The 14261-nt window shown below is 59.1% G+C and carries 8 protein-coding genes; 7 read left to right on the top strand and 1 reads right to left on the bottom strand.

Annotated elements, in window-relative coordinates; genetic code table 11:
• Nucleotides 1–63 precede the first annotated feature (63 nt).
• Nucleotides 64–3261: an ABC transporter ATP-binding protein/permease gene (locus WMO20_RS02970; protein ID WP_349185785.1), complete on the bottom strand. Its 3198-nt coding sequence runs from the start codon at nt 3259–3261 to the stop codon at nt 64–66.
• Nucleotides 3262–3700: 439 nt separating this feature from the next.
• Between WMO20_RS02970 and WMO20_RS02965 the strand changes: the two genes are divergently transcribed.
• The 7 genes from WMO20_RS02965 (at nt 3701) to WMO20_RS02935 (ending at nt 14151) form a co-directional block, all read left to right on the top strand.
• On the top strand, nt 3701–4006 hold the full coding sequence (locus WMO20_RS02965) for a hypothetical protein (RefSeq protein WP_316539711.1): 306 nt from the start codon (nt 3701–3703) through the stop codon (nt 4004–4006).
• A complete protein-coding gene (locus WMO20_RS02960) occupies nt 3996–4727 on the top strand; it encodes a response regulator (protein ID WP_112090200.1) in 732 nt (243 codons plus the stop codon). The genes WMO20_RS02965 and WMO20_RS02960 overlap by 11 nt, the downstream gene beginning before the upstream one ends.
• A 23-nt stretch (nt 4728–4750) precedes the next feature.
• Nucleotides 4751–5590 carry a sensor histidine kinase gene (locus tag WMO20_RS02955; RefSeq protein WP_349185784.1) on the top strand — a complete coding sequence of 280 codons (840 nt, stop codon included), beginning with the start codon at nt 4751–4753 and terminating at the stop codon, nt 5588–5590.
• Between the two features lie 349 nt (nt 5591–5939).
• Complete coding sequence (locus WMO20_RS02950; RefSeq protein WP_112090202.1) at nt 5940–8879, top strand: acyl-CoA dehydratase activase; 2940 nt, start codon at nt 5940–5942, stop codon at nt 8877–8879.
• A 254-nt stretch (nt 8880–9133) separates the two neighbouring features.
• Complete coding sequence (locus WMO20_RS02945) at nt 9134–10450, top strand: 2-hydroxyglutaryl-CoA dehydratase (protein ID WP_349185783.1); 1317 nt, start codon at nt 9134–9136, stop codon at nt 10448–10450.
• Between the two features lie 83 nt (nt 10451–10533).
• Nucleotides 10534–11439, top strand: a complete 906-nt coding sequence (locus WMO20_RS02940; protein WP_349185782.1) for a hypothetical protein — start codon at nt 10534–10536, stop codon at nt 11437–11439.
• Between the two features lie 129 nt (nt 11440–11568).
• Entirely contained in the window at nt 11569–14151 is a 2583-nt protein-coding gene (locus WMO20_RS02935) for an NYN domain-containing protein (protein WP_349185781.1), read from the top strand.
• Nucleotides 14152–14261 lie beyond the last annotated feature (110 nt).

Raw genomic sequence — 14261 nt, 5'->3', positions numbered from 1 at the left:
TGCAAAATCCCTGCTGCACACAGAGCACAGCAGGGATTTGAATGCAGAAGGAAAAGCAGCCGCTTACTCAGAGCGCAGCGCCTTGACGGGGTTGCTCTTTGCGGCGCTGCGGGCGGGGATCAGGCCGCCCAGCATGGTAAGCAGAGTGGCCAGAACGATCAGAATCAGCGCACCCAGCGGCGGCAGAGCGGCCACCACATTGGCGTTCCCGGCAAGGTGGTGGATCAGCATATTGCCGGGGATCAGCAGCACAAGGCAGAGCACCACGCCCATTACGCCGGAGCACAGGCCGATGATAAAGGTCTCGGCGTTGAACACCTGCGAGACATTGTGTTTGGAAGCACCGATGGCACGCAGGATGCCGATCTCCTTGCGGCGTTCCAGCACGCTGATATAGGTGATAATGCCGATCATGATGGAGGACACCACCAGCGAGATGCCCACAAAGGCAATGAGCAGGTGGCTGACCATGCTGATGATCTCGGTGACCGAGGTCATCAGGGCGCCTACCATGTCGGTGTAAAGGATCACCTTGTCCTCTTCGCCCTGCTGCCGCATGGCGGCGTTGTAGGCGTCCAGCTCGTCCACGATCAGCGCTTTGGTATCAAAGCTGTTGGGGTAGATATAAATGCAGTCGGGCTTGGCGTAGTCTATATAGCCGATGCTGCTCAGAACACTGTCGTAGCTGGAAGCGGAGGAGAGCAGGGTACTCCTGATCAGATCGGTAAGGTCGGAGCCGGTCATGTTGAGCTGGATCGCGTTCTGGAAGGCAGCAGGGTCGACCTTGAGGGCGCTTTCCACCTGCCCGCTCAGCTGCGCAATGTTGCTTTGGATCGCCTGTGCAATCTTCTGCTCCAGCTGTCCTGCCAGCTGCTGGATGGCGGGGCCGATCTGGCTTTGTACGGCAGCAGTAAGCTGGGTCTGCAATGCCTCGCCCAGCTGGGTGGAGTAGGTCTCCATGACAGCCTGCATATTCTGCTGCAGCACATCGGCAAACTGCTCCTCCAGCCCGGAGTCCTCCAGCAGGTCCCCGATGGATTCCGACAGCAGCTTCTGGAAGGCTTCAGTTTTCATATAGGAGGAAAAGCCCAGCTTGTCCAGATTCAGCAGACCATTGCTGATGAGATAGCGCTTGTAGCCGTTCATGATCTTTTTCATCAGCTCCTGCAGCGCATCCTGCGAAAGGTGCAGCTCCACACCATCGAACAGCTCCCGCATATCCATGTCCGGCAGGGGCAGTTCGCTCAGGTCTAGCTGAAAGCTGGAGGGGTCGATGAGGGTGGAAAGGTCAAAGGAGCCATCTGTCAGGTCAAAGGCACCGCTCAGGTCAAAATGCAGGGCACTGGTATCGAACTGAAAAGCATCCTTGAGGGCATCCGTGTCCACCGAGAACAGGGAGGCGATGTCCAGCACAGTGCCGCCGGCAGCGCCAAAGGGCTCGCCGGTCAGCACGTTCGTGTCCGGGTCGGCCAGCTGCTGGCGCACAATGGTGCTGTCGGCAGCCTGATCGATCACGTGATAGGTCAGCTCATGCAGATAGTCCAGCCCGGTGTACAGGATGGCAGAGGTGGCATCGGCCTTGGGCTGCACAACGCCCACAACGGTCAGCTCCTCGCTGTCGGCCACGACCTGCTGCATATAATCGGCATCGGCCTGCTTGTTCAGCCAGAGCTTGTGTTCGGCATCATAGGTGTAGCAGTCGGCTTTGTTGACCAGCCGGAAGGTCTTGCCGAGAAATTCTTCGTAGTTGTAGGTGCCGTAATCATCGGGCAGATCGACCAGCTGGTTGCTGGCGTACTGCTGCAGGATCTTATCCAGCTCTGCCTGATCCCGCATTCCCATGGCGTATAGGGCATAGTCCGAAATGCTGCCGTTGGCGCTCAGCACCAGCACCAGCTCGTTGTACTTTTCCGGCCAGCGGCCGGCTTTTACGTCGTACTGATCCTCATATAGGGCAGGGGTCTCGGCCATTTCGCCGAACACATGGGGACTGGATACCGAGGTGAGCAGACTGGATACCGAGGTGTTCTGACCGGCAAGGTCAGTAAAGGTGGTGTCCGGGTTCAGCTTATGCACCGTGCCGTCTGCGTCCTGCCGGTAGATCAGCGGGGAAGCGTTGTAGGTGTATTCCACCGTGGCATTATCCCGGATGGAACAGGCATCGCTGTCCAGATAAGCCTTCAAAGAGCGCAGGTCATTGGTGGCAGCGCCGATATTCAGCTGTGCCAGCATCTGCCGGACCGTCACCATGCCCTCCGGGGCGGGGGCAGAGCCAAGCGCGTCGGCATGGGTGCTGGGGTCCAGCAGGCTGGTCAGATCCATGCCGGAGCTGCTGATCTGCAGCGGATAAGAGGCCAGCGTGGAACGCTCCGTTTCGCTGATATAGCGGTTTACACCGTTGGAAAGCGAAAGGATCAGCGCAATACCGATGATGCCAATGGAACCGGCGAAGGCGGTGAGCAGGGTGCGCGCCTTTTTGGTGAGCAGGTTGTTGAAGCTGAGGGAAAGGGAGGTGAGCAGGGACATGGAAGAGTGCCCCATGTTCCGGTGCACGGGGGCTGCGCAAACAGCATCGTCCTCGGGCTCGTAGGGCATGGAGTCGGAGCAGATGACGCCGTCCTTCAGCGTTACGATGCGGGTGGCGTAGCGCTCGGCCAGCTCCGGGTTGTGGGTGACCATGACCACCAGCCGGTCACGAGCCACCTCCTTGAGCAGCTCCATCACCTGAAGGCTGGTCTCGCTGTCCAGTGCGCCGGTGGGCTCGTCTGCCAGCAGGATATCGGGGTTGTTCACCAGTGCACGGGCAATGGCTACCCGCTGCATCTGTCCGCCGGACATCTCGCTGGGGCGCTTGTGCAGCTGGTTGCCCAGCCCCACCTGCTCCAAAGCCTTGGCGGCACGGCGGCGGCGCTCGGCCTTGGAAACGCCCGAGATGGTCAGTGCCAGCTCCACATTGCCCAGCACGGTCTGGTGGGGGATCAGGTTATAGCTCTGGAACACAAAGCCGATGGTGTGGTTCCGGTAGGAGTCCCAGTCGCGGTCGGTGTATTTTTTGGTGGAGATACCGTTGATGATAAGGTCGCCGCTATCGTAGCGGTCCAGACCGCCGATGATGTTCAGCAGCGTGGTCTTGCCGGAGCCGCTGGGCCCCAGAATGGCCACAAATTCGTTATCCCGCAGGTTCAGGCTGACGTTGTTCAGTGCGTGCTGCACCAGCTCGCCGGTCTTGTATTCCTTGTTGATCTGTTTGAGTTTGAGCATAGATGTGCCTTTCCGGTACCGCGCCGCCGGGCGCTGAGCCTATGGATCAAAGTAAGTGAGAGTTACAGACAATATATAATCTATTATAGCAAAATCTTGTGAATAAACCATGACAAGATAAAGCAGGAAGGACAAAGCCGGCGTTTATCTGCGTGTATAGGACAAAAAAGAGAAAACGGAAAAAGATACCGGTTGAATTTACGGGGCGAACGTGCTATTCTAAAATTGTCAGCGGCGCACGGAACAAAACACGGACACCCATTGCGCCGCATGAAAAATGTGTCGGAATTGAAAAACTGACGACACATTTCTGAAAAGCCGCATAAACCAGACATGGACAAACATTTCTTTAGGATTGTAACAGCTTCTCCTGCTCCATACAATAAAAAAGGACATTCAAGGCAAAAAAGCAATGCCCTTGCGGTAAGGAGGAACTGAAATGGAACGTACATTTTCACCCATGATCCGGCAGTATTCTGCCATTGATGGTTTGCAGAAGGCGTATACGCTGGTGTATGCCATGGAGGTGGAGGGCACACAAGGCTGCCGACTGACCTTATGCAGGCTGGGCAGCCGACAGCGGGTGGACAGTCAGTATGTTGCGGCTGCGCCGGAATTCTGCTATCGGATCCTGCGCTATCTGTGCGAGAATGGAGTTCAGCCGGAGATCTGGCAGGATGTTGTCACAGAGCTGACGGCTGTCGACCCGGCAGGAGGGAAAGGCGGCGCTTGGTGTGAACAGTGAGCGAACAGCCCAGCTGCGGGTTGCCCTTGCAAGCTATGATCTGAAGGAACTCCGTGTTCAAAAGCGCTATCTGCAGGAACAGGGAAGCGCCATTGAATGTACCTGCTTTTGCAGCGGGGAAAAGCTGCTGCAGCGGCTGCAGCAGGGTGCCCGCTGCGATGCCGTGGTGCTGTGCAGTGAGCTGGCGGATATGTCTATGGAGCAGTTTGTCCGGCAGCTGTATCAGCTGAAGGAAAGGCCGGTGCTGCTGGTGCAGTGTGCAGGCCGACGCAGAGCTGCGGTGCTGCCGGAAGGCTGCGACCGCTGTTACTGCGTAGAAGGCACTGAGCTGAAAAGGCTGCTGTGGCAGCTTTACCGTATGCCGGGCCAGCAAAACCAGCAATTGGAGCAGCAGTGCGGCCAGCTGTACGAGACATGGGGCATCTCACGTGCAGACATCAATGCCAGATACCTCACCTGTGCGGTCAGCATTGTGTGCAGCACCAGCCAGAAGCTGGCGATCCGCAAGGAGATCCTGCAGGCGGTGAGCGAGCAGTTTGAAGCATCGGTCACTGCGGTGGACAGCGGCATCCGCCGCATGGTGGATCAGCTGGAAGCAAGGCCGGGGCCTGCATGGCTGGCGTTTAAAGCCGATACGGGGCTGGGCAGCGGCAAGCCCACCACCGGCAAGCTGATCTATGCGGTCAGAAGTGCTGTGCTCCGGCAGAAAACAGATAAATAAGTGGTGTCCCGGGAGGCAGAGCAATGAAGCAGCAAAGGACAGACGCGCGGTCACTTACGGCGGATCAGCAAAAGCGGATCGAGGAGGTCTGTTTTCGCTCGCTGGCGCTGATCGGGCACAACTGTGAATATCTGGAACAGCATTTTGACCGCACCGGTGCAGATGAGTCTACCCGGCAGGCAGTGGCGGATATCAACGCCGCTGCTGTGAAGCTGGACCGCACCCTCAGCGAAGCTATGACTTTGCTGGAGTTTCTGCGCGGGGACGAAAAGCCGCAGCTGTATCCGGTCGATCTGTGTGATCTGCTGCGGCAGGTGGCGGCGCAGGCTGATATGATCCGGGCGCAGCTTGGGGTGGAGATCCATCTGGATTACGGCGGGTGGACCTCCTGCTGTGCGCTGGCAGACCGCAGCGATGCAGAGCTGCTGTGTCTGCATCTGCTCTCCAATGCACTGCGTGCCAGCCGGGAGGGCGGCAGTGTCAATATTGCGCTGCGCCGCACCCAGACGGCATGGCTGCTGACCTTTACCGATGATGGCTGCGGCCTGCCCGGCGAAGATGCGCAGGCGGCGCTGGAAAACCGCCGCAGCTTTCTGGGCGGGGCACAGTTGGGGCTGCTGCTCTGTCAGGAGTGCTGCTGCAGGATGGGCTGGAGCCTGCAGCTGGAGCCTGCGCCTGAAAAGGGCACCAGAGCGGTGGTAAGCATTCCGCTGTATGCGGGCGAAAGCCGTCCCGACGGCACAGTGGAGCTGCGCACCGACACGGAGACCGAGCAGGAGCAGCGCCGGTATCATCTGCGCGCTATGCTGGTGCGGGAGATGCGCACCATGCCGGAGCGCGGAGACCCGGAGAAGGAGCTTTAATAATGTAGAGGGGCTGCTGCACAGCGTTTTGTGCGGCAGCTTTTTTTGAGGGAAAAAACGACACTTGTTCACAAAAAGTTCAGCCTTTTGAGCAAAAAATACTATTTTTTTCGTGTAAAATAGACAACATGGATTGAATGCTGCCCGCGATTGGATTATAATAATAGTGTATGCAAAAACGCATTTGCTGCATTTTTTATAGCGAATGCTGCTTAAAAACAGCGTAGCTGCGCGATGCGGGCTGCTGAAAAGAGAAAGCTGCCGTTGCACACCTTTGCTGCAAACGGCCGTTTGCCATGGCAGCCGGGGCGTTACGCTCCGGTTATTTGTCCTTAGGAGGGAAAACAAGGTGAGAGTAGGTCTTGACATCGGCAGCACCACTATCAAGTGTGTGGTGCTGGGCGAGCATGATGAACTGCTGTATTCTACATACGAACGACATTATAGTCATATTCTGGAAAAGGCGCAGGAGCTGCTGCGGCGCATTGATGCCGAGCAGCTGCATGGCTGCAAAGCGCTGCTCAGCATCTCCGGTTCTGCCGGTATGGGCTTGGCAGACAGCTGCGGCGTGCCCTTTGTGCAGGAGGTGTTCTCCACCCGCGTGGCGGTCAAGCGCTTTATGCCTAAGACCGACTGCGTCATCGAGCTGGGCGGTGAGGACGCCAAGATCCTGTTTCTGACCAACGGCACCGAGGTGCGCATGAACGGCAGCTGTGCCGGCGGCACCGGTGCTTTCATCGACCAGATGGCCACCCTGCTGAAGATGAGCGCCGATGAGATGAACAAGGCTGCAGAGCAGGCGCAGCGCACCTATACCATCGCTTCCCGCTGCGGCGTGTTTGCCAAAAGCGATGTGCAGCCCCTGATCAATCAGGGTGCCCGCACCGAGGATATCGCCGCCAGCATCTATAAGGCGGTGGTCAACCAGACCATCGCCGGTCTGGCGCAGGGACGCCCCATCAAGGGCAACATCCTTTATCTGGGCGGCCCGCTCACCTTCAGCACCGTGCTGCGCAAGAGCTTTGACGAAGCGCTGAACGTGACCGGCACCTGCCCGGAAAACAGCCTGCTGTATGTGGCGCTGGGCGCTGCCCTATATGCCGATAAGGAATTTGTGCTCACCGAGGTAGCCGCTGCGCTGGACAGGTACGCCGCTACCGCTACCTATGCCAGCGAGCCGCCGCTGTTTGCCAGCAAGGAGGAGTACGAGACCTTCCATGCACGGCATATGTCCCACAGTGTGCCCCGCGTGGCTTTTAGTGCCCACTGCGGGCCGGTGCATATCGGCATCGACTCCGGCTCTACCACCGTCAAGCTGGTGGTGGTGGACGAAAAGAGCCAGATCCTGTACACCAATTATCAGCCCAACCTCGGCAACCCGCTGCCCCTCATCCGGGAACAGCTGCTCAAGATCTATAAGGAGCACCCGGGGCTGCAGGTGGCGAGCGTCACCACCACCGGCTACGGCGAGGAACTGGTGAAAAACGCTTTCCGCTGCGATTACGGTCTGGTGGAAACGGTGGCGCATTTTACCGCTGCCAAGTACTTTATGCCGGACGTGGATTTCATCATCGACATCGGCGGACAGGACATGAAGTGCTTTAAGATCGAGGATGGTGCCATCAGCAACATCTTCCTGAACGAAGCCTGTTCCTCCGGCTGCGGCAGCTTTTTGCAGACCTTTGCACAGGCACTGGGCTATGATGTCAAGGAGTTCGCCGCGCTGGGGCTGTTCGCGGACCGCCCGGTGGACTTGGGCAGCCGCTGCACCGTGTTCATGAACAGCTCGGTCAAGCAGGCACAGAAGGACGGTGCCAGCATCGAGAATATCTCCGCAGGCCTGTCCATCAGCGTGGTCAAGAACGCGCTGTACAAGGTGATCCGCGCTTCCAGCCCGGAAGAGCTGGGCCGCAAGATCGTGGTGCAGGGCGGTACCTTCTATAATGAAGCCGTGCTCCGTGCCTTTGAAAAGGAGATGGGCGTGGAGGTCATCCGGCCGGATATCGCCGGCTTGATGGGCGCTTACGGCGCTGCTTTGTACGGCCTGCGCCAGAGCCATAAAAATAACCAGACCACCTCTGCCATGATGGACGAGCAGGAGCTGGAAAGCTTTGCACAGCAGGTGGTCAGCGTCAAGTGCGGCGGCTGCGGCAACCATTGCCAGCTGACCGTCAATACCTTTGCTGATGGCCGCAAGTTCATCTCCGGCAACCGCTGCGACAAGCCCGTTACCGGCAAAAGCGAGGACAACAGCCTGAACCTGTACGCCTACAAGCAGCAGCTGCTGGCCAGCTACAAGCCTGTGCCCGGCAAGCGCGGCTCCATCGGCATCCCGCTGTGTCTGGGCTTCTACGAACTGCTGCCCTTCTGGTACGCCTTCTGGACGAGCCTTGGCTTTGCGGTGCACACCAGCCCGGTGTCCACCCGCGGGCTGTATCTGGCTGGACAGGCTACCATCCCCAGCGATACCGCCTGTTTCCCGGCAAAGCTGAGCCACGGCCACATCAAGGCGCTGAGCCAGATGCAGCTGGACGCCATCTTCTACCCCTGCCTGACCTACAATGTGGACGAAGGCTTGGGCGATAACCACTATAACTGCCCGGTGGTGGCTTATTACCCGGAGGTTCTGGCAGGCAACTGCCCGGAGCTGGAGGGCAAAAAGTTCATCTATGATTATGTGGGCATCCATCGCCCCAAGGACTTTGTGCACAAAATGGCAAAAGAGGTGCTGCCCAAGTACTTTGGCGGCATCTCCGAGCGGGAAGTGCAGGCCGCAGCCGATGCTGCCTACGCGGAGTACGAAGCACACATGGCAAAGATCCGAGTAAAGGGCAGCGAGATCATCGATGAGGCACGCCGTCAGGGCAAGCGCATCATCGTGCTGGCTGGTCGTCCCTACCATGTGGACCCGGAGGTCAACCACGGCATCGACCACCTGATCACCCGCCACGGGGCTGCGGTGGTCACCGAGGACAGCATCTCTAACCGGGTGCAGAAGTTCCCCACCAGCGTGCTGAACCAGTGGACCTACCACAGCCGCCTGTATGCCGCCGCCAAGTACTGCACCACCCAGAAGGATATGGATCTGGTGCAGCTGGTGTCCTTCGGCTGCGGTGTGGATGCCATTACCACCGATGAGACCCGCGAGATTTTGCAGCGGGGCAACAAGCTGTATACCCAGCTGAAGATCGACGAGATCACGAACCTCGGTGCCGTGAACATCCGTCTGCGCAGCCTGTTTGCCGCACTGGACGAGCGGGACGAAGCCGCCGCAGAAAAGGCAGAGTAAAACCGAGATAGCGCAAAAGGAAAGCATCCTCGCCCTCTCAGTCATCGCTGCGCGATGCCAGCTCCCCCAAAGTGGGAGCCCTTGGCAGTCCACGCAAAGTGTATCTTTTTGCCAAGGTCTCTCCCTTTGGGAGAGGTGGATGCGACCAACGGGAGCAGACGGAGAGGGCGAGCCAGCTAAGGACAAATACAGCAGTGGTATGATAATTGTATCATGCCAAAAGGCTTTTTAAGAAAGCAACATAGGAGGAACCTATGGAATATCATTATCCCAAATTTACCCCGGAGATGAAAAAGACCCACACCATCCTGATCCCCAACATGGCCGTGACCCAGTTCCGGCTTATGGAGTACGCACTGCGCTGCGAGGGCTACAAGTGTGAACTGCTGGGCAACTGCGGCAGTGCCGTGGCACAGCTGGGGCTGAAGTATGTGCATAACGATACCTGCTACCCGGCGCTGCTGGTCATCGGCCAGTTTCTGGATGCGCTGAACAGCGGCAAGTATGATCTGGAGCACACCGCCCTGCTGATCACCCAGACCGGCGGCGGCTGCCGCGCCTCCAACTACATCCATCTGCTGCGCAAGGCGCTGGTCAAGGCCGGTTACCCGCAGATCCCGGTGGCAAGCCTGAACTTTTCCGGTCTGGAAAAGGACAGCGGCTTCCAGATGACCCTCCCGCTGGCACGCAAGTGCATCGCCTGCATCTTCTACGGCGATATGCTGTGTGCGCTGCGCAATCAGGTGGCCCCCTACGAGAACGAAAAGGGTGCCGCCGACCGCATGGTGGATCGCTGGATCGCCCGTCTTGGCCGTGCCCTGCTGGCCGGAAAAGGCTTTACTTCCCGGGAAATGAAGCACACCTTCCCGCTGATTGCAAAGGAATTTGCCACCATTCCGGTCACCCGGGTACCCAAGGTCAAGGTGGGTGTTGTGGGCGAGATCTACGTCAAATACAGCCCGCTGGGCAACAACGACCTGCAAAAGTTCTTGGAAAGTCAGGACTGCGAGGTGAACTTCCCCGGTCTGATGGGCTTTGTGCAGTACTGCGCCTTCAACATGGGCGAGGATCATGTGCTGTACGGCGGCAAGCTGGCTGTGAAGGTGGGCACGGATCAGTTCCTTAATTGGCTGGACAGCGTGGAGCGCGTCATGCTCAAGGCCGAGACGGACGCCGGGTTCTATGCGCCGGGCCCCTTCAAGGAGCTGGTGGAAAAGCCCAAGGGGGTCATCTCGCTGGGCGCAAAAATGGGCGAGGGCTGGCTGCTGACTGCCGAGATGATCGAGCTGGTGCAGGGCGGCTACGGCAACATCGTGTGTGCGCAGCCCTTTGGCTGCCTGCCCAACCACATCGTGGGCAAGGGCATGGTGAACAAGATCCGTGCGCTGTACCCCAGCGCCAACATCACCCCCATCGACTACGACCCCAGCGCCACCCGGGTCAATCAGGAAAACCGCATCAAGCTGATGCTGGCTGTGGCAAAGGAGCGGCTGAACGCCCCTGTGGAAGCTCAGCCGCTTACGGCAGAGCAGCTTGCCGGTGGTGCCCCTCAGGTCGGCGCGACCGTCTAACAAAAGCAAACACGATAAAAACAGGGGAGCCGCTGCACGGCATTTTTACGCAGCAGCTCCCTTTTTGCAGGAAAGGAACCGCCATGGAAAAGCCCGCAGCTGCCTGTTATCATCTGCCCGGCCTGTTCGAGTTTTACGAGTTGTACCGCCGTTTTTTGCCACTGTACCGGGAACACCGGGAATATTTTTACGACTGGTGCGCCATCGGCTCTATCTACGGCGCACCGGCGGGCTGCATCTGGGGCGGGGGACGCATCTCCTGCGGCGGGGCGGCTGCGCGCGAGGTGCTGGCGCTGCTGCGGGAATACGGCATCTCCGGGCGGCTGACCTTCAGTAACTCCCTGCTGCGGGCTGAGCACCTTGCCGACCCGCAGTGCAACGCCCTGTGTGAGCAGTTTGCCAAGGCGGGCAGTGTGCCAAACGGCGTGATCGTCCACTCCGACCTGCTGGCGGACTATCTGCGGCAGCGCTGGCCGGAGCTGTATCTGGTTTCCTCCACCACCAAGGTGCTCACCGATTTTGCGCAGCTGCGGCAGGAATTGGCAAAGCCGCAGTTCCGGTATGTGGTGCCGGATTTCCGGCTGAACCCGGCGCTGAAACAGCTGCGCACCCTGCCGCCGGAGCAAAAGGCCAAGGTGGAGTTTTTGTGCAATGAGTGTTGCTGGTTCGGCTGCACAGAGCGCAAGCGCTGCTACGAGACGGTCAGCCGTCAGAATCTGGGCGAGGACTGCCCGGATCACCGCTGCGCCGCCCCGGATGCTGCCGGGGGCTACCACTTTTCCAAGGCGATGCGCAGCCCCGGATTTATCGGGGTGGAGGATATCCGGCAGCGGTATCTGCCCGCAGGTTTTTCCCACTTTAAAATAGAGGGCAGGGGACTTGGCAGCGCACTGGTGCTGGAATTTCTGCTCTACTACATGACAAAGCCGGAATACCAGCTGCAGGTGCGGGAGACAATTTATCTGGACAATATGCTGGATCTTTTTTAAGAAAATCGCACCGGGCAGACCATCTTCTGCCCGGTGCTGTTTTTTGCCTGCGGGATTTGCGCCCGAAAACTTTCTTTTCCCGGCAAAGCGTGCTACAATAAATGAGAAACTTTTTTATAGGAGCAGTGCATGGAAACAACGCAAAAACAGATCGTACTGGGCATTCTGGCCCATGTGGACTCCGGCAAGACCACCCTCTCCGAGGCCATGCTCTACCGCGCCGGTGCTATCCGCAAGCTGGGGCGGGTGGATCACGGAGACGCCTTTCTGGATACCGACAGCTTGGAAAAAGCACGCGGCATCACCATATTTTCCAAGCAGGCGCTGCTTACGGCGGGCAATACCGCCATCACCCTGCTGGATACCCCCGGCCATGTGGATTTTTCCACCGAGACTGAGCGCACCTTGCAGGTGCTGGATTACGCCGTGCTGGTGGTCAGCGGAACGGACGGCGTGCAGAGCCATACCGAAACGCTGTGGCGGCTGCTGCGGCGCTACCATGTGCCCACCTTTGTATTTGTGAATAAAATGGACCTGCCCGGCATGACCCGGGAACAGCTGCTTACCCAGCTGAACCACCGCCTTGGCGAGGGCTTTGTGGATTTTGGTGCAGAGCCTGCCGCCCGCAACGAAGCACTGGCGCTGTGCGATGAGCAGCTGATGGAAAAAATGCTGGATGCAGGCACTTTGACCGATGCAGACATCATCCCCGCAGTTGCCCGGCGGCACGTTTTTCCGTGCTGGTTCGGGGCGGCACTGCGTCTGGACGGCGTGGATGCACTTCTGGATGGGCTGGACCGCTACACCCGCCCCGCCCCGGCACTGCACGCCTTTGGCGCAAGGGTGTTCAAGGTATCGCAGGACGAGCAGGGCACCCGCCTGACATGGCTGCGGGTCACCGGTGGGGAGCTGAAGGTAAAGGCTCTACTCACCGGCGAAGCGGACGGTGAGCCGTGGGCAGAAAAGGCAAACCAGCTGCGGCTGTATTCCGGTGCAAAGTATACCCTGACTGAGGTCATCGGCCCGGGACAGGTGTGCGCCGTGACCGGCCTGACCCATGCAAAGCCCGGCATCGGGCTTGGGGCAGAGCGGGACAGCGATGTGCCGGTTCTGGAGCCGGTGCTCAGCTATCAGGTGCTGCTGCCGGAGGGCGCGGATGTGCACGCCGCACTGGGCAAGCTGCACCGGCTGGAAGAGGAAGAACCCCAGCTCCATGTGGTGTGGAACGAAAGCTTGGGCGAGATCCATGTGCAGCTGATGGGCGAGGTGCAGCTGGAAGTGCTGCGCAGCCTGTTGGCGGAGCGGTTCGGGCTGGAAGTATCCTTTGGCCCGGGCGGCATTTTGTATAAGGAGACCATCACCGAGCCCATGGAGGGCGTGGGGCATTACGAGCCGCTGCGCCACTATGCCGAGGTGCATCTGCTGCTGGAACCGCTGCCCCGGGGCAGCGGGATGCAGTTTGCCGCCGACTGCCGGGAAGAGGTTCTGGACAAAAACTGGCAGCGGTTGGTATTGACCCATCTGGAAGAAAAGCAGCACCTTGGCGTTTTGATCGGTGCACCGCTGACCGATATAAAAATCACCCTGCTCACCGGCAAAGCGCACCTTAAGCACACCGAGGGCGGTGATTTCCGGCAGGCCACCTACCGCGCCGTGCGGCAGGGGCTGATGCTGGCAAAAAGCCAGCTGTTAGAGCCGTGGTACGCCTTCCGGCTGGAAGTGCCGGTGGAGAATATCGGCCGCGCTATGAGTGATATCCAGCGCATGGAGGGCAGCTTTGACCCGCCGGAAAGCGGCACCGACACGGCTACCCTGACCGGCTTTGCGCCGGTATCTACCATGCGCAGCTACCCCATGGAAGTGGTCAGCTACACCCGCGGCAGGGGACACCTGAGCCTGACGCTGGACGGCTACCGCCCCTGCCACAACGCGCAGCAGGTCATTGCAGAGAGCGGCTATCAGCCGGAGCATGATCTGGAAAACCCCGCAGATTCCGTGTTCTGCGCCCATGGTGCCGGTTTTGTGGTGCCGTGGAGCGAGGTGCGCAGCCATATGCACGTTGAAAGCGGCTGGGGCAAGGCAAAGCCCGCCCGCCCGGAGGTGCAGGCTGCGCCCCAGCGCCACGCTATGGCCTACCGCGCCACGCTGGAAGAGGATGCCGAGCTGCTCAAGATTTTTGAGCGCACCTACGGCCCCATCAAGCGGGACCCGCTGGCGGCTTTCCGTCCGGTGCAAAAGACCGAACGCCCGGATTTTGCCGCCGAACAGTGGGAAATTGCCCCGGAGTATCTGCTGGTGGACGGCTACAACATCATCTTTGCGTGGGACGAGCTGAATGCGCTGGCAAAGGAAAGCTTAGACACTGCTCGCCATCGGCTGATGGACATTCTGTGCAACTATCAGGGCTACCAGAAGTGCGTGCTCATTCTGGTGTTCGATGCCTACCGCGTGCCCGGCAGCCCCGGTGCCATCGAGCAGTACCACAACATCCATGTGGTCTATACCAAGGAAGCCGAGACCGCCGATATGTTCATCGAGCGGGTCACCCATGAGATCGGCAAAAGCCGCCGCGTCCGGGTGGCGACCTCGGACGGCATGGAGCAGGTCATTATCCTTGGTCACGGCGCGCTGCGCGTGTCCGCCCGGATGTTCCACGAGGAAGTGCAGAACGTGGAAAAACAGATCCGCGCCCTTGTGCAGGGACAGGCGTAATGCCGCCCCTGATTTTGAGAGAATGCATTTGCAGCGGCCTATTGGCCGCTGCAAATGCTAAATCTAAAATAATGATTCCGCTAGAAATGCCCAGAGCAACGCGGAGGGCA

The organism is Faecalibacterium intestinale (assembly GCF_040096575.1).
Lineage (GTDB): Bacteria > Bacillota > Clostridia > Oscillospirales > Ruminococcaceae > Faecalibacterium > Faecalibacterium intestinale.
The sequence above is the reverse complement of the archived record's forward strand: the minus strand, read 5'-3'. Positions and strand labels throughout refer to the sequence as shown.